Origin of the sequence: Winogradskyella arenosi (assembly GCF_003337305.1) — a bacterium.
GTDB lineage: Bacteria > Bacteroidota > Bacteroidia > Flavobacteriales > Flavobacteriaceae > Winogradskyella > Winogradskyella arenosi.
Genome location: NZ_QPJO01000006.1, coordinates 30,959 through 53,139 on the forward strand (window position 1 = coordinate 30,959; position 22,181 = coordinate 53,139).

The window sequence follows — 22,181 nt, forward strand, 5'->3', positions numbered from 1 at the left end:
GTCTTAGCCTAATAATAAACTGGTTAGTAAAAAGTTAACAATAATTACCAATACGCTGGTCCAAACAAAAGATGTGGTACTCGCTTTTCCTACTTCTAAAGCTCCACCTTTCATAAAATAACCATAATACGATGGGATAGTTGCCAATAAGAAGGCAAAAACAAAAGTTTTTATAAACGCATAAATAAAGTGAAATGGAATAAAGTCTAGTTGTACACCTTCTAGGTAATCTTCCATGGTGCCATACCCGCCGTATACACAAGCCATAAGACCACCAAGAATACCTAAAAACATCGCAATTGAAATGACAAAAGGATAAAGTGTTAAGGCGATAAATTTAGGGAACACCAAATAGTTAATGGCATTAATTCCCATAACTTCTAAGGCGTCTATTTGCTCTGTAACACGCATGGTCCCAATACTAGAAGTAATGAATGACCCCACTTTACCTGCCATAATAATAGAGATAAATGTTGGTGCAAATTCTAAGATTATGGACTGTCGTGTGGCAAAACCGACCAAGTATTTTGGCATAATAGGACTGGTCATATTCAAAGACGTTTGGATGGCTACAACGCCTCCAACGAAAAAAGAAATAAAGGCTACAATCCCTAAAGAACCAATGATAAGATCATCAATATCTTTTAAAATTAAAGGTTTCATCACAGACCATTTTGTCGGTCTACGAAAAATATCTTTAATCATTATAAAATAGGTTCCAATATTATGTAGGTAAGTCATGTTGAATTTTATTATTGCTAAAGTATAAAAAATGATTAGTTAATAATGTTAATTTGAACTAAGATATTTTTTTAAATCGTACTTTTGAATCTTAATAATAATGTTTTATTCTAATGAAAAATTTCTTCACTTTAAGTGTTGTACTCTTCTTATTTATGTCGTGTGGAGCACAAAATACAATTACAGAAACTAAAAGCCAAACCAACTCTATAACATCATCTGAACAGCCTAAGTTGGTTGTTGGGATTGTGGTGGATCAAATGCGCTACGATTATCTTACACGTTTTGAATCTAAATATGGAGAAGGAGGATTTATGCGTATGATTAATGAAGGTTTCAACTGTAAAAACAATCATTTTAATTATGTACCAACTTATACAGGACCTGGGCATGCTTCCGTGTATACCGGAACAACGCCAAAAATTCACGGTATTATTGGTAATAATTGGTACGATAAACAAATAAAAGAAATGGTGTATTGCGCAAGTGATGACCAAGTTACACCAGTAGGGACGGAGAACAAAGCCGGATTAATGTCGCCTCATAGACTACAAACGACGACGTTTGGAGATGAAAACAGACTGTTTACGCAAATGCGTGGTAAAACGATCGGATTAGCCTTAAAGGATAGAGGTGCAATTTTACCAGCAGGGCATACCGCGAATGCAGCATATTGGTTTCATGGTGCCGATGAAGGCGCTTGGATTACCAGTTCCTTTTATACAAAGGAGTTACCACAGTGGGTTAAAGATTTTAATGCATCAGAAAAGGCATCGTCTTATTTAAAGCCATGGAATACACTTTATGATATTTCTACATATACGGAGAGTGGTGTTGATGAAAATACTTTTGAAGGCGGATTTAAAGGAAAGGAAAAGGCAACCTTTCCTTATGATTTAAAAACCTTAAGTAAAACAAATAGAGGTTTTGATATTTTAAAAGCAACGCCTTACGGTAACAGTTTAACAGCTGATTTCGCTATGGCTGCAATTGAGGGAGAAGCATTAGGACAAGATGCTATTACAGATGTTTTAACGGTGAGCTTCTCGGCAACGGATTACGTAGGTCATAATTTTGGAGTTAATTCAAAAGAAGTAGAAGATACTTATTTACGTTTAGATAAAGATCTAGAGCGTTTATTTAATTACTTAGACAGCACTGTTGGGAAAGGTGAATACACTGTTTTTCTTACAGCAGATCATGGTGCGGTAGATGTGCCTTCTTATTTAAAAACAAGAAAAGTTCCTGCAGGATATGTAGATAATAAGGATAGAAAAAATCGTTTCAATAGCTTCTTAGATGCTACTTATGGGACTAAAGACTTGGTAGAGAATATAAGCAATAATCAAATCTTTTTAGATAGAAATAAAGTTAAGGCTTTAGGTTTAAAACTTTCAGATGTTCAAACGACTATTGCTATGGAACAGTTAAGTTACCCTAATGTATCTAAAGTATACACGGCTACCACAATGAGCACTACGACGTTTTCTAATGGTATAGAAGCTTTAATTGAAAATGGTTTTAATCAAAAACGATCGGGAGATGTTATTTTGGTGAATGACACAGCTTTTATTTCTTATAGCAACACAGGATCTACGCATGGTAGCGGATTAAACTATGATACTCATGTGCCATTATTATTTTTTGGTAAAGGCGTGAAGCATGGCGAAACGTTTAACAAAACCGTAATACCAGATATTGCGCCAACTATTTCTGCAATGTTAGGGATTAGCTTTCCTAGTGGAGCTACAGGACAACCTTTAGTATTTATAATGGAATAATTATTTTAGTGTGAATAGGAAACCCATTTTTACAATCATAGCTGTACTTATCGTCATTGGTATTTACAGCTATGATTTTTTTATAGAACAAAAAGCGAAGTCAGACCTTATAAAAGACGGTCAGACGGTAAAGGCGCTAACCAATACATTTTTTTTACCAACAAGTACTACCGGCCAAGTGATACATCATCAGAATTATTCGCTTTCGTACAATGAACCGTATGAACAAGCCGAGTGGGTTGCCTATGAACTTAAGGCATCTCATTTGAGTTCTACCAATCGTAAAAGACCGTATTTTGAAATTGATGAGGCCATAAAAACAGGCGCAGCACATTGGAAGAATTATAAAAAGTCGGGTTACGATAAAGGGCATTTATGTCCTGCTGGTGATAGGCGTTTTACAAAGGCGGCCCATGATGAGACTTTCTTAACGAGTAATATAAGTCCACAGGAACATCAATTTAATGCAGGTGTTTGGAACCGTTTAGAGCAGAAGGTACGTTATTGGGCCAAAAAGAATGATGGTGTGTTTGTCGTTACAGGCGGAATTTTAAATGAGGATTTAAAAACAATAGGGGAAGAAGAGGTGGCGGTGCCTAATCAGTTTTATAAAGTGATTTTAGACCATACCAATGGAAAAACTAAAATGATTGCTTTTTTGATGAATCATGAAAACTCAAATCTTCCTTTGTATAAATTTGTAGTGTCTGTAGATACGCTTGAAGCCTTAACAGGGATTGACTTCTTTCCGGAGTTAGAAGACCGTATTGAAAATCAACTTGAAGCTTCTGCGAGTTACAAAAGCTGGTCGTTTTAGTGGGTTACTTAAATTTATTGAGAATGCCTTTCCACCGTAATTGGCGAATAAATTGGCCTTCGTCTTCCGACACTAAAGGCTTAACCTTCTCCGATTGGGCTTTAAAATAACCAGAGATATAATCTTTAAACAATTGAAAACTCCTTTTTTTGTACGCTAGTTTTATAGCTGAAATTAGGGTGATCCAAAAGCCATAGCGTAACTTGTACATGGCCTCCCCTTGTAAGTATTTTGAGGCTTTATTATAGGATTGTCCCGTAGGTTTTAAATGTTTTACATGCAAGGTTTCATCTGTAAGGACTTGCCAACCGTGGTATTTTGCAAGCAATTCATCTACGGTATCCCAACCCATTGAAGCTTTTAATTGTCCTATTTGTTCAAAACAGGCTTTTCTATAGGCTTTTAGGGCGCCACGGATATGATCTTTGTTGGTAAGATCTTCTAAAATCCATTCTTTATTTTTTTCAATATAACAGAATCCGGAAACCATTCCCAATCTCTGGTTGGTCTTGTAATGCGCGGCTAAAGTTTGAAGATAGGACTCCGGAAAAATAAGATCGGCATCAAATTTACAAATGATGTCATAATCCATATCTAAAGTATTTAAGCCTTTATTAAAGGCCTGTATAATTTTAGAACCCGGTAGATGTTTTGCAGAGGACTTAGAATTTATCACTGAAATCCAAGGATATCGTGACGCATAATCCTCACAAATTTGTTGTGTGTTGTCAGTAGAATTATCATTAACCACAACGACCTTTTTAGGTAACAAGGTTTGCTTTGCTAAAGATTCTAAGGTCAGACCAATATAAGCGTCTTCGTTGTGTGCTGGAATTATGATATAGAAGTTCAAAGGTAATAGTATTTAAGACCGTTCAGCATAAACAATATAATAACGCGGTGTAAAGCGTCTTAAAATAGGTCTAATCCCTAATTTATTTACGGGGTTGGTCCATTTTTGACGGTCTTTAATCATCCATCCTGTTTTTTCTAAGAGCCAATCTAATTGCCAATCTTCAAACTCATGATAATGACGATCGCGCATATCGGTTTGGCTCCTATAGGCTGAGGCAAACCACAATTTAAGTGGAATGCTAATAAGTATCTTATCGGCCGTTATAGATTTTAAAACCTCATAAGGTGATAAGAGGTGCTCAAAAATTTCAAATGCAGTAACCACTTTGGCCGGAGAGGCTAGAATAGCTTTCCGGTCTTCATCTAAATCTTCTCCTTTAGTATTTTCTACACTATAGCCTTCTGATAGCATAATTTCAGTAAACGGATTCTTTACCCCTAAATCTAAAATTGTTTCCGAAGTGGAAACGTGTTTTTTTAAGAATTGTAGCGTTAAATTAAAACGTTTATTCGGGTATGTTTTCTCGTACATAAAAAGGAACTACTGAAGGTCTGGCGTTTAATTAATATTGATAAACAATGGCATTAATATTCATACCAGCACCTACACTGGCAAAAATAATAACGTCACCTTCGTTAATGTTTTGATTTTCTAAGTCGCCTTTTAAAATCACATCATATAAGGTTGGTACGGTGGCCACACTAGAGTTCCCTAGCTTATTAATGGTCATTGGCATAACCCCTTCAGGCATGTCCATGTTATGAAGTTTGTAAAAACGTTTTACAATAGCTTCATCCATTTTTTCATTTGCCTGATGTATTAATATTTTCTTTACGTCTTTTATAGACTTTCCGCTTTTTTCTAAACAAGATTTTAAAGCTTGTGGGACATTCGTTAATGCGAATTCGTAAATTTTACGTCCATACATCTTAATGTATTTACGTTGGGCATCACTGTCTTTATCGTTGGTTTTTCCGAAGAAAATATAATGGGACTCATCAAAGGCAAAGGTTGCTGTTTCATGGGCTAAAATACCACCCTCAAGGTCGCTTTTATCAATAATAGCCGCACCTGCACCGTCGCCATAAATCATAGAATCTCTATCATGTGGATCTATTACTCTAGATAAGGTTTCAGAACCTATAACTAAGCAACGTTGCGCAATACCAGAAGCAATAAATGCTTTGGCTTGTATAACGCCTTCAATCCATCCTGGACAACCAAAAAGGATATCATAACCTACACATTTTGGATTTCTAATCTTTAATAAATGTTTTACGCGTGAAGCAATACTAGGTACCGTATCACTTTGTTCTGAGTCATGAAGAATATCGCCATAATTGTGAGCAACAATAATGTAGTCAATTGTTTCTCTATCTATTTTAGCGTCTGCAATCGCTTTTTCGGCTGCAAATGTGGCAATGTCAGAGTTGTTTAAATCTTCTGTGACATACCGCCTTTCGTTAATTCCCGTAATGGCTTTAAATTTCTCTACAATAACTTCATTAGAATTCTTAATTGTAGAACCATCTGCATTTAAAAATTGATGATTATAAAAGTTCTCATTTTTTTCTATATAGCTTGGTATATAGCTTCCTGTTCCTGTGATTTTAATCCCCATCGTTGTTTATTTTCGTAATTACGAAATTAGTCAATATTAAAGAGCTTTCCCTACTGTAGTGTTTTAAAAGATTTAATTTTTGATAAATTCTTAATAATTATTAGCAGTCGCTATTTAAAACACAAAAAAGTATTCGGTTTGAATACTTTTTTGTGTTTTATAATAAGATTATGCATCCATATAGTCTTCTATAGGAGCGCAACTACATATTAAGTTTCGATCGCCATAAGCGTCGTTAACACGTCTTACGCTTGGCCAGAATTTGTTATCTTTAACAAAGTCTAGCGGATACGCTGCTGCCGCTCTAGTATAGGGTAAGTCCCATTCATCAGAAGTGAGCATTTCCATAGTATGTGGTGCATTTTTAAGCATATTGTTAGCATCTTCTTTTGAAGTTGTTTCTATTTCTTTACGAATAGAAATCATCGCATCACAAAAACGATCCATTTCAGCTTTACTTTCGCTTTCTGTTGGCTCAATCATCATGGTGCCAGCAACAGGGAAGGATACTGTTGGTGAGTGGAATCCGTAATCCATTAAACGTTTTGCAATATCTGTAACTTCAATACCATTGGCTTTAAAGTCACGACAATCAATAATCATTTCGTGAGCAGCTCTTCCATTTTCACCTGAATATAAAGTTGGATAAGATCCGCTTAAACGTTCTTTGATATAATTGGCATTTAAAATCGCAACTTCAGTAGCTTTCTTAAGACCTCTATAGCCTAACATTTTTATGTAACCGTAAGAGATTAAACAAACTAAAGCAGAACCGAAAGGCGCTCCAGAAATAGCTGTAATTGCTTGGTGACCTCCTGTTTTAATAATTGGGTTTCCTGGTAAAAAAGGAACTAGTTGTTTAGCAACACAAATTGGGCCTACACCTGGTCCACCACCACCATGAGGGATAGCAAACGTTTTGTGCAGGTTTAGGTGACAAACATCGGCACCGATATTTCCTGGATTTGTTAAGCCTACTTGAGCATTCATATTGGCACCATCCATATACACTTGTCCACCATTATCATGGATAATTTGTGTAATTTCTTTAATGGCTGACTCATAAACTCCATGGGTAGAAGGATAAGTTACCATTAATGCTGAAAGGTTATCTTTATGTAATTCTGCTTTTTCTCTTAAATCTTCTACATCAATATTTCCGTCTTCAGAGGCTTTTGTTACCACCACTTTCATTCCGGCCATTACAGCACTTGCGGGGTTGGTTCCGTGTGCCGATGATGGAATTAAACAGATATTTCTGTGATGATCACCACGAGATTCATGATAAGCTTTAATCACCATTAAGCCTGCAAATTCACCTTGTGCACCAGAGTTAGGTTGAAGTGATGTCGCCGCAAAACCTGTAATTTCAGAAAGTTGATTTTCTAAAGCTTTAAGCATTAACTTATAACCTGTAGCTTGGTCTGAAGGTACAAAAGGGTGCATATTCCCCCAACTAGGCCAACTTAAAGGCAACATTTCTGAAGCTGCATTCAATTTCATGGTACAAGACCCTAAGGAAATCATAGAATGATTTAAGGCTAAATCTTTACGCTCTAAACGCTTGATGTAACGCATTAATTCAGTCTCTGAATGGTACGTGTTAAAAACGTCAGCTGTTAAGAAGTCGCTTTTACGTTTTAAGTGCTCAGGAATGGTTTGGTTAGTTGATGTGCTTTCTATTTTTGCAGTCGTTTCACCAGTCACCGTTTCAAAAATTGAAATGATAGCATTTAAATCTGAAAGGGTTGTGGTTTCATTAATTGCAATTGTAACGGTATTGGTATCTGGGTAATGAAAGTTGACTTCATTTTTCTCCGCTTCATACTTCACCTTAACCGCATCCGCTTTAATCTGAATAGTATCAAAATAATGCGAATTAACTTGCTCTAAACCAAGTTGCGTTAAAGCATTGGCTAGGGTAGAAGCTGAGTTCTTAATTTTATCAGCAATAAAGGTAAGACCTTTAGGTCCGTGATAAACGGCATACATACCAGCCATAACCGCTAATAACACTTGTGCCGTACAAATATTTGAAGTGGCTTTATCTCGTTTTATATGTTGTTCTCTTGTTTGTAAAGCCATACGTAAAGCACGGTTACCGTTGGCGTCTTTGGTAACACCAATAATACGACCAGGAACATCACGCTTGTAAGCTTCTTTTGTTGCAAAATAAGCGGCATGAGGGCCTCCATAACCCATAGGGATTCCTAAACGTTGGGTAGTACCGATAACAACATCAGCTCCAAATTTTCCTGGCGCTTCTAGTTTTACTAAGCTTAAAATATCTGCAGCAACAGCCACTTTAATATGCTTAGCATTGGCTTGCTCTATAAAAGATTTAATATCTGTAATCTGACCATTTTTTCCTGGATATTGAAGTAAGGCTCCAAAATACTCATCAGATAATTTGTATTCTGCTTCGTTACCAATAACGAGTTCAATACCTATAGGGTTAGCTCTAGTTTCAAGTAAATCGATAGTTTGTGGTAAAACTAAGTCTGAAACAAAGAATTTATTTACGTTCGCTTTCTTTTGGCTACGCTCTCTTACCGCAAATAATAAGGCCATAGCTTCAGCGGCCGCAGTACTTTCATCTAAAAGTGAGGCATTGGCAATTTCCATCCCTGTTAAATCAATAATCATGGTTTGGAAATTTAACAAAGCTTCTAATCGGCCTTGTGCAATTTCAGCTTGGTATGGTGTATAAGCCGTATACCAACCTGGGTTTTCTAATACATTACGCTGAATAACAGCTGGTAAATTAGTAGGGTAGTACCCTAAGCCAATGTAAGTTTTAAATATTTTATTTCGTTGAGATAGTTCATTGATGTGGCTGAGGTATTCTTGTTCGCTCATTGCCGCATCAAGATCTAAATCTTTTTCTAAACGAATATTACCCGGAATGGTTTCAGTGATTAATTGAGCTATCGTATCCACACCTATCGTGTCTAACATGGCTTGTTGCTCATCTGAATTTGGGCCAATATGTCGTAATGCAAAAGAAGTTGTATCCATTAAATAATTATAATTAATTGAGTTGTGCAAAAGTACGGATTTAGGCTAATTTTTTAGTTAATGCACTCTAAAGTTTTTAACCGAAATAAAAGGTTATTAACACAATGCTTACTTTTGTTTTATGAATGTGTTAAAACGGCTTTTTAACTTTTATCTCAACAGTAGTATTCATGTGGCTTTTGCTGCTGTCGCTCTCTCGTGGGTAACCATGATAGAGCTGTATTTACAGCAGGATTGGTCGCTACTTTTATTTGTGTTTTTTGCTACGATTACGGGCTATAATTTTGTGAAGTATTTTGGCGTGGTGAAATTTCATCACCGAAGCATCGCGAGTTGGTTAAAAAGTATTCAAGTATTTTCGTTTGGAGCCTTCTTAGCAATGGGGTATTATTTATGGCATCTCCAAGGGACAACCTTGGTTTGGATAGTGGTACTAGGCGTGATCACTTTTTTTTACGCCATTCCTGTTATGATCCCTAAACATTATTTATATGATGATAAAAAAAACCTGAGGCAGGTAAGTGGTTTAAAGGTTTATCTCATCGCTCTAATCTGGATGGTGACAACCGTGTTTTTGCCTTTAGTGAATCAGGAGGGTGAAATACACCAAGATGTCCTTATAATTGGGGCACAGCGTTTCTGTTTTATCTTGGTTTTAATGTTCCCTTTTGAGATAAGGGATTTAAATTACGACAGTTTAAAACTTGCTACAATTCCGCAAACGATTGGGATTAAAAAAACAAAGCTATTTGGAGTGGTGTTATTGCTCTTGTTTGTGCTTCTCAATTGCTTTAAAACTGAATCGCATACCTATATCACAATGGCGTCATTAGGGATTATGATAATCACACTAATGTTTTTGTGTTTTTCTAATAAAAATCAATCCCGATATTACAGTGCGTTTTGGGTAGAGAGTTTGCCAATATTTTGGCTCTTATTGTTGTTTTTGCTTAGAGAGTTCCTTTTCTAAGGCCATTTGTAATTTGTTGCGTTCTTCAGTCTTTAAACATTGCACTTTAGAAGAGGCAATAGTTTCTGACAACTTCGTGTTTTTCTTTGAATACGTCCTTGTAACATGGCAATAGAAAATTCGCAACATTAATTTTGCTTTTTCCCAAGCTGTCGCTTCCCCATATTGTGCTTTATCGCAAATATGTTTGGCTTCATCACAAGTTATAAATAAAAAACTTTTTTTCATTTTATCTTTTCCGTTTTAAGCGGGGTATCAATTTTAATTAAACCAATTTTTTTCCATGCATTCTGCTAAACCAGTTCGTGCTCTATGGATTATAACCCATAGGTTAGACGCAGTAATATTCAATTCTTTACAAATTGTTTCTGTGTCATAATCTAAAATGGTTTTCATTTTAAAAACGTCAGCTTGTTTCTGTGGTAATTTAGCGATGCAATCGTAGATGGCGTCACCCATTTCAGAATTCACTAAGGTATCTTCAGCAGTTTTGTCTGAGGCATCTGAAACACGCTCCTCTAGCCAATCGCCTTCGGTTTCTGTATCGTTATGGTAATTCATTCTAACTTCAGCTTTGCCTTTATTAGAATTGATTTTACGATAATGGTCAATAATTTTTCGTTTTAAAATTGAAATGAGCCATGTACGCTCACTTGCTTCACCTTTAAAATTGACCATGGACTTTAAGCCTGCTAGGAAGGTTTCAGAAATTAAATCCTGGGCAATCTCTCTATCATTTACACGTGTTATCGTGTAATTGAAGAGGTAGTCGGAATATTGGTTGACCCAATTGTTAGGGTTTATTTGATGCTTAGGCATTTTTTTGATGTCATTACAAATTCAAAAATAAGTTAAAATGTTGAGATTTAATTTTATTATAAAAATTAAACATAACTTTAAGAGACGCATTTCATTCGCCTTTATTCTAAAAGACCATTTTGGGAAGGGGATTTGGTCACATAAAAATGCTTATTTGCTAAGCATAATTTCTATGTTTTAGTTTTTTAATGTTGAGGTGATCCGTACAGGGTTGGTCGTGATTTGAAGACATAATGGTATAAAAAAAGGAAAACATTTCGTTTTCCTTTTTTATAACTATAATCTAAGTAAGCTTCGTACTAAAATTTAGTGTCCTATTTTAATAAGCCGGCACGTCTTAATAAGGCTTCAGGTTGTGGTTCTTTACCTCTAAATCGTTTGTATAAAACCATTGGATTTTCTGTTCCGCCTTGAGACAAGACAAAAGTTTTAAACTTGTTGGCTACGGTTTTACTAAAAATACCTTCTTCTTTAAAATACTCAAAAGCATCAGCATCTAAAACTTCTGCCCATTTGTAACTGTAATAGCCAGAAGAATAACCGCCTTGAAAAATATGTGCAAAGGCTGTACTCATGCAATTTTCGGCAACATCAGGATAAAGACTCGTGTCTTTAAAAGCTTCAACTTCATGAGCTTTTACATCTTTAATTGCGGTAGGGTCTACACCGTGCCAAGACATGTCTAGCAGACCAAAACTTAATTGTCTTAAGGTTTGCATGCCCTCATGGAAAGTTGCAGACGCTTTTATTTTGTTAATTAACGCCATAGGGATAACTTCACCCGTTTCATAGTGGGTAGCAAAGAGCTCTAGGGCTTCTTTTTCGTAACACCAATTTTCTAACACCTGACTTGGTAATTCAACAAAATCCCAATATACGCTTGTTCCAGATAAGCTAGGATAAGTGGTGTTGGCTAGCATACCATGAAGGGCATGTCCGAATTCGTGAAACAAAGTGGTGACTTCATTAAATGTTAATAAAGAAGGTTTGCTTTTTGTTGGCTTGGTGAAATTACAAACTATAGAAATATGAGGTCTATCGTTTTTACCGTCCTTAATCATTTGTGGTTTGTAAGACGTCATCCACGCGCCGTTACGTTTGCCAGCTCTTGGGAAAAAATCTGCATAAAAGATAGAAACCAATTCGCCTTCAGCATTGGTAACTTTATAAGTTAGGACTTCTTCATGATATTTGTCTATGGTATCAATTTCTTCAAACTGTAAACCAAATAACTTTTCTGCTACAGTAAAAGCACCGTTTATGACATTTTCTAATTTAAAATATGGTTTTAGTTGTTCGTCATCAAGATCAAATAACTTTTGCTTTAATTTTTCAGAATAATAACCAGAATCCCATTTTTGAAGTTGATCTATACCGTCTAATTCCTTTGCAAAGTCTTCTAGTTTTTTAAACTCTTCTATTGCTGCAGGTTTTGCTTTTTCTAGCAGTTCATTTAAGAAAGACGTTACTTTTTCTGGTGTTTCTGCCATACGCTCTTCCAATACAAAATGCGCATGGGTTTTATAACCTAAGAGTTGCGCGCGCTTAAAACGAAGTGTTGCTATTTTAAGAACAATGTCTTGGTTGTCTAAAGCATCGTTCTGAAATCCTTTGCGTCCAAAAGCTTTGGAAAGGTCTTCTCTTAGTGCTCTATTGTCTGCATAGGTCATAAACGGAATATAACTTGGGTAGTCTAAGGTGATTAGCCATCCGTCTTTCTCTTTGCTTTCAGCCAATTGTTTAGCGGCTTCTTTTGCGCCGTCTGGCAGGCCAGAAAGATCCTCTTCGTTGGTAAGGTGTAATTCGTAAGCATTTGTTTCGGCTAAAATATGTTCGCCAAATTTTAATTTTAACTGGCTTAACTCTTTATCTATAGCACGTAACTCTGTTTTTTTGGCTTCGGGTAAATTGGCACCATTTCTAGAAAACCCTTTGTATTTTTTATCTAGAAGAGTTTCTTGTTCTGTGGTTAGGGTTAATGACGATTTTGAGTCGTAAACCACTTTTACACGTTTAAACAAAGCCTCATTTAAGGTGATGTCGTTACTGAAATCCGAGAGTAGTGGAGAAACCTCTTGTGCTATTTTCTGAATGGCTTCATTGGTTTCTGCGGAGTTAATATTAAAGAAAATACTCGATAAACGATCCAGTTCTTCTCCTGAATAATCTAAGGCTTCAATTGTATTTTGAAACGTCGGACTCTCCGTATTAGCGGTGATGGCATCTATTTCTGCTTTAGCTTTTTTTATACCTTCTTTAAAAGCTGGTAAATAATCTTCTGTGCTAATTTTAGAAAAAGGTGCAGTATTATAAGGTGTTGAAAAGGGTTTATTAAGAATCGTCATGGTAATGAGAATTTTAATTAAGTGTTTGATTAAGAAAAATTTAGCTATTATTTTAGCTCAAGACCTTATTAAGATGATTATCTTTGCACTACTAATCTTCAAGTAGGTTTATATTGAGATTAGTATTGATTAATAGCAATGAAAGCCTTGACGCAAGTTGAGGCTTTTTTTATAAGTTTTTAGCCGTTTCTATCACCTTAGCTTTTAAACCTTCTTTATAATCTACAATCTTAGATAAGATAGCGGCATCTGCGCTCCCTAAAATTTGAGCAGCTAATATCCCTGCGTTTTTAGCACCGTTTAAAGCTACAGTGGCTACAGGTACACCTCCTGGCATTTGTAATATGGATAAAACAGAATCCCAACCGTCAATAGAATTACTACTTTTTACAGGAACTCCAATGACTGGAAGTGGTGATAAAGAAGCAACCATACCTGGTAAATGTGCGGCACCACCAGCGCCAGCGATAATAACATTGATGCCTCTGTTGTGAGCATTTTTGCTGAAATCAAATAGTTTTTCTGGAGTACGGTGAGCAGAAACGATATCTACTTCAACCTCAATTTGAAATTCTTTTAATATATCTATAGCATCTTGCATCACTGGCATATCGCTATTACTTCCCATTATTACGGCTACTTTATTCATAATGTATATTGGTTATTTTTTTGAATTGTAATTCTTGCTTTTGTATTGATCTGTTGTTAATAGGTCTCAAAGTTAAGGGAACAGCATGGGGCTGACCAATTTTTTTGAAACTGTTAACAGCAGTGTTAACAAAGCAGGTCTAAAAAGCTATTGACTTATAACGGCAATACTGTTTTTAACTTCTTCAGCAATTCTACGGGCTTCTGAAATATCTTTATTCACAATGGTTACATGGCCCATTTTTCTGAAGGGTCTTGTTTGTTTTTTTCCGTAAATATGCGGGGTAACACCTTCCATGCCTAAGATGGTTTCAATGTTTTTGTAAACGACATTACCGGTATAGCCTTCAGCACCTACAAGATTAACCATAACACCAGCTACTTTACTTTCTGTATTGCCTAAAGGTAAATCTAGAATGCATCGTAATTGCTGCTCAAATTGTGAGGTATAGCTTCCTTCAATACTGTAATGCCCAGAATTATGAGGTCTTGGAGCGACTTCATTGACTAAGATGTCATCGTTTTCAGTCTGAAACATTTCAACGGCCAATAAACCAACGTGTTCAAAGGCTGCAGCTGTTTTTAAGGCTACGGATTCTGCTTTTTTAGCAATGGCATCGGGAATACGCGCTGGGCAAATAACATATTCTACTTGGTTGGCTTCAGGGTGAAATTCCATCTCTACCACAGGGTAGGTTTTTAATTCGCCTTTAACATTACGTGCTACAATAACAGCCAATTCATTTTTAAAAGGAATTAATTGCTCTGCAATACATTCTACATTTGGTAGGGCTTCTAAATCTGAAGAGCTTTTTACAACTTTTACACCTGTACCATCATAACCAAACCGAGCACTTTTCCATACAAAAGGGTAGTTGAGTTCATTTTCATCAAGTGCTGTATTGATGTTTGTGGTATGGTCAAATTTTAAGAAGTCGGCCGTTGGAATACCATTTTCGCTATAAAAAGTTTTTTGCGTGGCTTTATTCTGAATAGTTCGTAGTGTTTTTGATGAAGGAAAAACTTTTACGCCTTCATTTTCTAAAGTTTCTAAGGCGTCAACATTAACATTTTCAATTTCAAAAGTTAGTACATCTACGTTTCTTCCGAAGTCAACAACGGTTTGGTAGTCTAATAAGTCGCCAATAGAAAATTCATCGCAAGCCAGTCGAGATGGGGCATAAGCACTAGGATCTAATACTGCTGTGTATATGTCAAATTTACGCGTGTCGTACAGCATCATTTTGCCAAGTTGTCCGCCACCAAGAATACCAAGTTTAAAGTTTGAAGAAAAATAGTTCATCAATGTTTGTTGTTCCCTTAAAAACGGGAAACTTTTTTAGGATTAAATATCTGCTTTTCAAGAGCAAAAATAAGCTAAAAATGATACATACTTATAAATTCCTAAATCAAAAAATGTGCAATCGGCGCTCAAATATGTATCTTTGCGATTCTAAAATAAAAAGATAGTGGTAAAGCTTCACGATTTATACTTTAAACCTTTTGTCTCAGAGCAAGAATTAGATGCTGTGGTTCAGCGTATGGCAGATGCTATAGCTAAGGACTTAGGGGATGAGGTGCCAGTTTTTGTTGGGATTTTGAACGGTTCATTTATGTTAGTGAGCGATTTTGTTAAAAAATATCCAAAACCCTGCGAAGTCACGTTTATTAAACTAGCCTCTTATGAAGGTGTAAAATCTACAGAAGATATTCAGCGCCTTATTGGTTTAACACAAGATCTTACCGATAGAACTGTCGTTATTTTAGAAGATATTATAGATTCTGGTAACACGTTAGAGGAAGTGCACCGCATTTTCAAAAATGAAAATGTAAAACAACTGCTTATTGCTACCTTGTTTTATAAGCCAGAAGCTTATGCTAAAGATTTTAAACTTCATTATGTTGGTCTAGAAATTCCTAACAAATTTATAGTCGGTTATGGCCTTGATTATGATGGTTTAGGGAGAGATTTACCGGCAGTATACCAATTAAAAACAACACAACACATGACGAACATAGTCCTATTTGGCCCTCCAGGTGCAGGCAAAGGAACACAAGCAAATTTTTTAAAAGAAAAATATGATTTAATACATATTTCTACAGGCGATGTTTTTAGATTTAATATTAAAAACGAAACCGCTTTAGGAATGTTGGCAAAGTCATTTATTGATAAAGGTGAGCTAGTGCCAGACCAGGTGACTATAGATATGTTAAGTAAAGAGGTGGAGAAAAACTCGGATGCCAAAGGATTTATCTTTGATGGTTTTCCAAGAACCAATGCTCAAGCCCAAGCCTTAGATGAGTTAATGGGGAATAAAGATTCTCAAATTAATGCTATGGTTGCCTTAGAAGTTGATGATGAGGTTTTAGTGCAACGTTTATTAAAGCGTGGTGAAACGAGTGGACGCGCTGATGATGCTGATGAGAGTATTATTAGAAACCGTATTAAAGAATACTATAAGAAAACAGCGATTTTAAAAGATTATTACGCTGAACAAAACAAATACTTTGGCGTTGATGGCGTTGGAAGTATTGAAGAAATTACCGTGCGTTTAAGTGCGGCAATCGATAAATTATAAATTGTTATTCCTAACTTTATAGGAATAAAACTAAAAAGGTGCTCACAATAGTGAGTCTTGATTATGACTGAAGGAAATTTTGTAGATTACGTAAAAATGCATGTCTCTTCTGGAAACGGAGGTAAAGGTTCTGCGCATTTACATCGCGAGAAATATATTGCTAAAGGTGGTCCTGATGGAGGAGATGGTGGACGTGGAGGTCACGTTATTTTACGAGGTAATTCTAACCTTTGGACATTAATCCATTTAAAATTTAAAAGACACTTCAGGGCAGGTCATGGTGCTCACGGTAGTTCTGGTAGGAGTACAGGAGCTGACGGTGAGGATATTTATATTGATGTGCCTCTGGGGACTGTAGTCCGAGATTCTGAAACGGATAGTGTATTATTTGAAATTACAGAAGACGGCGAAGAAAAGATTGTAGTGAAAGGTGGAATGGGTGGCCGTGGAAACTGGCACTTTAAAAATTCCGTGAACCAAACACCACGATATGCCCAACCTGGGATTCCTCTTGAAGAAAGGGATATTACTTTAGAGCTTAAAGTTTTAGCCGATGTTGGTTTGGTTGGATTTCCTAATGCAGGAAAATCGACCCTTCTCTCGGTATTAACTTCAGCGAAACCTAAAATTGCAGATTACGAATTCACTACACTTAAGCCTAATTTAGGGATTGTGGAATATCGCGATTTTAAATCTTTCGTAATGGCAGATATTCCTGGAATTATAGAGGGTGCTGCGGAAGGTAAAGGTTTAGGCTATTACTTTTTAAGGCATATTGAACGTAACTCCATTTTACTCTTTTTAATTCCTGCAGATGCTAAAGATATTGTTGAGCAATATGAAATCTTAGAGGATGAATTACGCCGTTACAATCCAGAAATGTTAGATAAGGAACGTTTGGTGGTAATTTCAAAATCAGATATGTTAGATGATGAATTAAAGTCTGAAATCTCAACTATATTAGATAAAGATTTATCCGTAGATTACCTTTTTATTTCCTCTGTGGCACAACAAGGATTAACGGAGTTAAAAGATCAACTTTGGAAATTGTTAAATAGTTAGACAAGCTGTTTTTAGTATGAAGGCCTATCTTAAAAATCTGGTAGAACTTAACGGAACTAAAACAAGTAGACGCTTTGCATACTTCATACAGTTTTTAATTATTGTATCGGTAATAACTTTTTCTATTGAAACTTTACCCAATTTAAAACCACAAACTCGTGTAGTTTTAAATGCTATTGAAGTATTCAGTGTGCTGGTTTTTACCTTAGAATATGTAGTGAGAATTTATGTTGCCGATAAAAAACTGAAGTTTGTATTCAGTTTTTTTGGTCTCGTAGATTTTTTAGCGATCCTACCGTTTTATTTAGCCTTAGGTATAGACTTACGCTCGCTTCGTTTATTACGTATGTTTCGTTTATTCCGATTGTTTAAATTGGTGCGTTACAATAAGGCCATGCTACATTTTGCCAACGCTATGAAGATGGCTAAAGAGCAGATTATTTTATTTATGGTCATTACCTTAATGCTTATTTATTTTTCAGCAGTAGGGATTTACTATTTTGAAAATGAAGCACAGCCAGAACATTTTTCTTCTATATTTTCTAGCCTTTGGTGGTCTATTGTAACACTTACCACAGTGGGATATGGTGATGTATATCCGGTGACTATTGGTGGTCGGGTGTTTACATTTTTTATCTTACTCATTGGGCTAGGTATCGTGGCTATACCAACAGGAATTATTTCGTCCTCACTAACCAAGGCTGTAGATCCTGTTGAGGAGAAAAAGAATTAAGTCTCTGATCTTAACATTTTATTTCCGTATAGGATTTATTCAAGTGCTTGATTTTTCATACTTTTAAAATAAAAAAGATGAAAAATTTAAAGTTTTTGTTACTTCTTTTTATCCTGAGTTCCTGTGGCTCAATTGTAAATTATGATTACGAGAAATCTACAGATTTTAAGTCCTACAAAACCTATAATTATTTTGGAGACATGACTACGGGTCTAAGTGAATTAGATACCAAACGTATTATAAGGGCTATAGATCAGAAATTAGAAACTCTTGGACTGCAGCGTTCAGAACACCCCGATTTTTACATCGATATTCAAAGCCAAAATCTACAAAATGCTAATCGTAGTAATGTGGGGATTGGAGTTGGTGGCGGTGGTGGCCGAGTGGGAGGAGGAATTTCTGTAGGAATTCCGGTGAATCAAAATAAACAGACTCGAGAAATTAGTATTGAATTTGTAGACGATTCAAAAACAGGAATGTTTTGGCAAGCCTTGGCTGAATACCGTTATGACGTTAAAGCGACACCAGAAGAAAGGGCCGCGCAATTTACTAAACTTGTAGAAAAGGTTTTTGCCACCTATCCTCCGGAGGAAAAGTAATTCCATAATAGAGCGGTTGAAGAGCTTTTATATTTTCTAAATGTTTATAAGGTTTGAAAAATAGAATTTTTTGTTATTCTAAAAACGTGTTGATAACGCAAAGTTGGTGCGGGACAACAAGATGATATTTAGCATTCTTCTAACAGTCTAAAATTTTAGCTTTTGGTCTAGTTTTGTAAATTTGGGTAAAACCAAAAAACGAATATTATATGCAAGACTTAAAAGGAAAAGTAACCCTTATTACAGGAGGTACAAAAGGAATAGGATATGGCATTGCCGAAGCGTTGCTTAATCAAGGTTTAAAAGTGGTTATAACAAGTAGATCTCAAACGGCTGCAGATAAAGCTGCAAAAGAGTTAGCGGCTAAAACCAACTGTGTAGGTTCTATTATTGGTATTCAAGCCGATGTGAGAGAATTTCAGAGTCAGGCTAAAGCCGTAGAACAAGCTTTAAATACATTCGGACAATTGGATGTAGTTATAGCCAATGCAGGTTTAGGACATTTTTCAAGTATAGAAGATTTAACTATAGAGCAATGGAACGATACTATAGATACTAATTTAACCGGAGCTTTTAATTCTATTAAAGCAAGTGTTGAGGCGCTTAAGGCTTCTAAAGGCTATTATATTACCATTTCGAGTTTAGCTGGAGCCAACTTCTTTGCTTCGGGGTCAGCGTATAACGCTAGTAAATTTGGTGTGACTGGGTTTACGCAAGCAGTGATGTTAGACCTAAGGAAATACGGTGTTAAAGTCAGTACCATTATGCCTGGTTCAGTATCCACACATTTTAACGGTAATGAGCCTTCTGAAGATGAGGCTTGGAAAATTCAGAGCGAAGATTTAGGTGAGCTTGTTGTCGATGTATTACGGATGAATCCTAGAACGCTACCGAGTAAAATAGAGGTGCGACCAACAACACCGCCAAGCGCGAAAAAATAATAATGTTTTGTGGTGTTTGTACTTTTAGATTATTTGGTTTAAAACATTTAGGCTGTAAGTGTAGATTTGTTGGGTTTTAGTTTATATCAATTCACACCTGCATTGTGTTTCTAATAAGAATCTTATCTTTAGAGCATTCTTCTAAAATGTTATAAATGACAAACGACCTACGAAGCGAAAAATGGAGTGGTAAAAAGCTAATTGTAGTAAGGTTTTTATTTTCTTATTTTTTATTATTTGTGCTATATGATATACTTGGCAGGCTTGGAAGTGTGCTAAAGGGATCTAAACAATTTATAAATGGTTTATTACATTTTATAGGAACAGAGGTTTTTCAAATTTCTGATAAGACTATATTAATCGTTAATAATTTTTCAGATACATCTTTTAATTATTTTGTTATTGGGAGTCTTATTGGGATTTCTACTTTGGCAGCTCTCTTTTGGACATTTTTAAGTAAGAACAGAATTCGGGAGCCTTATTTGTTTTATGGGTTACATGTTTTGGTTCGGTTTTACCTAGGGTTTATACTGATCAATTATGGTTTAGTAAAGTTGTTTCATCTTCAATTTTCTGAACCTAGCCTAATGACTTTAGTCACTTCAAATGGTCAAATGTCTCCAATAAAATTGGCATGGTCATTCTTCGGGTATTCTAAAGGTTATAGTATATTTATGGGGGGGCTTGAGGTTATGGGGTTGCTTCTGTTTTTTCGTAGAACAGCAACTTTTGGAGCCTTGTTAGCTTTAGTTGTTATGGTTAATATCGTTGCGGTAAATTATTTTTTCGATATTCCATTGAAAATACTCACGACCAATTTACTGCTAATGACATTGTTTCTTCTAAGTAAAGACGCTAAGAGTTTTGTGTTGTTATTGTTTTGTGGAGAAAAGGTAACATTACCAAAACTTCCAACACCAAAATTCTTAAGTAACCCAATTCAAAAAATTAGAATACTCTGGGGTAAATTAGCATTCATTATTTTAATTGGTATTGTAGCAGGTTACAAATTGTACAATAGGAATGCTATTATAAACGGTGAATTTAAGAACTCTAAATTTTATGGTGTTTATGAAGTGTCCTCCTTCGAAACAAAATCGAATTTAGCTCTTGTTAAGACTGTAGATTCAACTCCGTGGAGGTATCTAATTATGGAGCAGCCAGGCTATGTTAAAATTATTGATGACAATCAATTAGTGTCTGTTTATGCGGCTTCTATAGATTCATTGGATAATGTTATAGAACTATCTAACCCTTATATTAATCCTGACCCATTACGATTGAATTATAAAGAAATTGGAACAGGTCAAATGGTTTTTGAAAGCCTGCTTAAAGAAGATTCAATACGTGTGGAGTGTAAGGTTTTACGACCTTCAGATTTTCCCTTGTTTAAACAACGATTCAGATTTATTAATGACGACCCTTCTCATCGCTAAATAACTTAAGCTTGTTGTTGTGTTTATATCATAATGCTTAATAACTTTTTAAGAAGCAGGTATTACCCTAATTAACGTTGTAATTCAATAATTCTCCTTAAATAATATAAATTTTAAATGCATTTAGTAACAAATAAGCCCTTTAAATGCTGTTAATTAGCCAATGTGTATGAAGGACTAAACCTTAACGTATTAAGATTTTAGGACTAAATCTTTAATTGTACTTTTGTTTAATAACCCAAATACTATGTATAGAGTTCTCTTTTTTCTATTACTATCCTCCATCGGATATGCGCAACCCTCGCTAGAGGAAGCTGAAAAGTTATTGGAAAATAAAGCGTATAAAAGTGCGCAACAGGAAATGGAAACTTTTTTAGACCGTAATCCAGAAGATCTCAAGGCTATTGAGTTGTTGGGCGACGCTTATGGACATCAAAAGAAATGGGATGCGGCTATTGCGCAATACGAAAAGTTAAAACTAAAGGAGCCTCAGAATGCCAATTACCATTATAAATATGGAGGAGCCCTAGGAATGAAAGCGCTTAGCATCAGTAAAATTAAAGCCTTAGGAATTATAGGAGATGTTAAAGAGGCTTTTTTAAAAGCGGCAGAGCTCGATCCGAAGCATATAGATACGCGCTGGGCCTTAGTAGAGTTGTATGTGTCTTTGCCTGGAATTATTGGAGGGAGTACCTCAAAAGCCTTAAAATATGCTTCCGAATTAGAAGCACTGTCTAAAGTTGATGGTTATCTAGCCAAAGGTTATGTGTATGAATATGACGATGAGCCTGAACTGGCTGAGAAGTATTATAAATTGGCCATTAAAGTTGGCGGTTCTGTAACCTGTTACGAAAAGTTAACTCAGTTTTTTGAAGAACAAAATGAACCTGATAAAGCGATTAAGAATATAGAAGAGGCTTATAGCCATCATCAGAGAAACGCTCTACATTATCAAATAGGAAAAGTAAGTGCAGATTATAATGTTCAATTAGATAAAGGCGAAAAATGCCTTAAAGCTTATGTGTCGCACCACTCGGCAATAGATGGCGTTCCTAAAGCTTGGGCGTATTATCGTTTAGCACAAATTTATAAGCATAAAAAAAATAAGCTCGTGGCGTTAAAATGGATTGATAAGGCCATTTCAGGTTTGCCCAATATTGAGGTTTTTAAGGAAGAAAAGGAGCGGATTATTCAAATGTAATCATTTGAAGTATT

At 35.7% G+C, this 22,181-nt stretch carries 20 protein-coding genes; 10 read left to right on the top strand and 10 right to left on the bottom strand.

Going from position 1 to position 22,181, the window contains the following annotated elements; genetic code table 11:
• Positions 1-3: 3 nt before the first annotated feature.
• Positions 4-741, bottom strand: coding sequence for an MlaE family ABC transporter permease (locus DFQ08_RS14820; RefSeq protein ID WP_114310830.1), 738 nt, complete (start codon positions 739-741; stop codon positions 4-6).
• A gap of 113 nt (positions 742-854) precedes the next feature.
• Between DFQ08_RS14820 and pafA the strand changes: the two genes are divergently transcribed.
• Together pafA and DFQ08_RS14830 are read left to right on the top strand one after the other, a co-directional pair.
• The gene (pafA, locus tag DFQ08_RS14825) at positions 855-2,522 is read left to right on the top strand and encodes an alkaline phosphatase PafA (RefSeq protein WP_114310831.1); all 1,668 of its coding nucleotides are present in this window, start codon (positions 855-857) and stop codon (positions 2,520-2,522) included.
• Positions 2,523-2,532: 10 nt separating this feature from the next.
• Positions 2,533-3,339, top strand: coding sequence for a DNA/RNA non-specific endonuclease (locus DFQ08_RS14830; protein ID WP_114310832.1), 807 nt, complete (start codon positions 2,533-2,535; stop codon positions 3,337-3,339).
• A gap of 4 nt (positions 3,340-3,343) precedes the next feature.
• Here DFQ08_RS14830 and DFQ08_RS14835 read toward each other — a convergent pair whose 3' ends face one another.
• From DFQ08_RS14835 to gcvP, 4 genes are all read right to left on the bottom strand, one after another.
• The gene (locus DFQ08_RS14835) at positions 3,344-4,192 is read right to left on the bottom strand and encodes a glycosyltransferase family 2 protein (RefSeq protein WP_114310833.1); all 849 of its coding nucleotides are present in this window, start codon (positions 4,190-4,192) and stop codon (positions 3,344-3,346) included.
• Positions 4,193-4,204: 12 nt separating this feature from the next.
• Entirely contained in the window at positions 4,205-4,726 is a 522-nt protein-coding gene (locus DFQ08_RS14840; RefSeq protein WP_114310834.1) for a methyltransferase, read from the bottom strand.
• A 31-nt stretch (positions 4,727-4,757) separates the two neighbouring features.
• Positions 4,758-5,816, bottom strand: coding sequence for a 3-oxoacyl-ACP synthase III family protein (locus DFQ08_RS14845; protein ID WP_114310835.1), 1,059 nt, complete (start codon positions 5,814-5,816; stop codon positions 4,758-4,760).
• 168 nt (positions 5,817-5,984) lie between these two features.
• On the bottom strand, positions 5,985-8,834 hold the full coding sequence (gene gcvP, locus DFQ08_RS14850) for an aminomethyl-transferring glycine dehydrogenase (protein WP_114310836.1): 2,850 nt from the start codon (positions 8,832-8,834) through the stop codon (positions 5,985-5,987).
• A gap of 121 nt (positions 8,835-8,955) precedes the next feature.
• Between gcvP and DFQ08_RS14855 the strand changes: the two genes are divergently transcribed.
• Positions 8,956-9,804 carry a UbiA prenyltransferase family protein gene (locus tag DFQ08_RS14855; RefSeq protein ID WP_114310837.1) on the top strand — a complete coding sequence of 283 codons (849 nt, stop codon included), beginning with the start codon at positions 8,956-8,958 and terminating at the stop codon, positions 9,802-9,804.
• Here DFQ08_RS14855 and DFQ08_RS14860 read toward each other — a convergent pair.
• The 5 genes from DFQ08_RS14860 to DFQ08_RS14880 all read right to left on the bottom strand — a co-directional run bounded on the left by DFQ08_RS14860 (position 9,769) and on the right by DFQ08_RS14880 (position 14,919).
• Positions 9,769-10,032, bottom strand: coding sequence for a hypothetical protein (locus DFQ08_RS14860; protein ID WP_114310838.1), 264 nt, complete (start codon positions 10,030-10,032; stop codon positions 9,769-9,771). The two genes, DFQ08_RS14855 and DFQ08_RS14860, sit on opposite strands and share 36 nt — an antisense overlap.
• Positions 10,033-10,065: 33 nt before the next feature.
• On the bottom strand, positions 10,066-10,623 hold the full coding sequence (locus tag DFQ08_RS14865; protein ID WP_114310839.1) for a sigma-70 family RNA polymerase sigma factor: 558 nt from the start codon (positions 10,621-10,623) through the stop codon (positions 10,066-10,068).
• A gap of 314 nt (positions 10,624-10,937) precedes the next feature.
• Positions 10,938-12,968, bottom strand: coding sequence for a M3 family metallopeptidase (locus tag DFQ08_RS14870; protein ID WP_114310840.1), 2,031 nt, complete (start codon positions 12,966-12,968; stop codon positions 10,938-10,940).
• 169 nt (positions 12,969-13,137) lie between these two features.
• Complete coding sequence (gene purE / locus DFQ08_RS14875; protein ID WP_114310841.1) at positions 13,138-13,617, bottom strand: 5-(carboxyamino)imidazole ribonucleotide mutase; 480 nt, start codon at positions 13,615-13,617, stop codon at positions 13,138-13,140.
• 147 nt (positions 13,618-13,764) lie between these two features.
• Positions 13,765-14,919, bottom strand: a complete 1,155-nt coding sequence (locus DFQ08_RS14880) for a 5-(carboxyamino)imidazole ribonucleotide synthase (protein WP_114310842.1) — start codon at positions 14,917-14,919, stop codon at positions 13,765-13,767.
• A 166-nt stretch (positions 14,920-15,085) separates the two neighbouring features.
• Here DFQ08_RS14880 and DFQ08_RS14885 point away from each other — a divergent pair, with 166 nt between their 5' ends.
• The 7 genes from DFQ08_RS14885 (at position 15,086) to DFQ08_RS14915 (ending at position 22,167) form a co-directional block, all read left to right on the top strand.
• Positions 15,086-16,195, top strand: a complete 1,110-nt coding sequence (locus DFQ08_RS14885) for an adenylate kinase (RefSeq protein ID WP_114310843.1) — start codon at positions 15,086-15,088, stop codon at positions 16,193-16,195.
• Between the two features lie 63 nt (positions 16,196-16,258).
• Entirely contained in the window at positions 16,259-17,257 is a 999-nt protein-coding gene (obgE, locus tag DFQ08_RS14890; RefSeq protein ID WP_114310844.1) for a GTPase ObgE, read from the top strand.
• Positions 17,258-17,273: 16 nt separating this feature from the next.
• Complete coding sequence (locus tag DFQ08_RS14895) at positions 17,274-17,990, top strand: ion transporter (protein ID WP_114310845.1); 717 nt, start codon at positions 17,274-17,276, stop codon at positions 17,988-17,990.
• A gap of 77 nt (positions 17,991-18,067) precedes the next feature.
• The gene (locus DFQ08_RS14900; RefSeq protein WP_114310846.1) at positions 18,068-18,589 is read left to right on the top strand and encodes a DUF4136 domain-containing protein; all 522 of its coding nucleotides are present in this window, start codon (positions 18,068-18,070) and stop codon (positions 18,587-18,589) included.
• Between the two features lie 209 nt (positions 18,590-18,798).
• Positions 18,799-19,530 (top strand): SDR family oxidoreductase, encoded by a 732-nt coding sequence (locus DFQ08_RS14905; RefSeq protein WP_114310847.1) that lies wholly within the window; start codon positions 18,799-18,801, stop codon positions 19,528-19,530.
• Between the two features lie 155 nt (positions 19,531-19,685).
• The gene (locus tag DFQ08_RS14910; RefSeq protein WP_114310848.1) at positions 19,686-20,966 is read left to right on the top strand and encodes a hypothetical protein; all 1,281 of its coding nucleotides are present in this window, start codon (positions 19,686-19,688) and stop codon (positions 20,964-20,966) included.
• Between the two features lie 247 nt (positions 20,967-21,213).
• Positions 21,214-22,167, top strand: coding sequence for a tetratricopeptide repeat protein (locus DFQ08_RS14915; RefSeq protein ID WP_114310849.1), 954 nt, complete (start codon positions 21,214-21,216; stop codon positions 22,165-22,167).
• Positions 22,168-22,181: the final 14 nt, after the last annotated feature.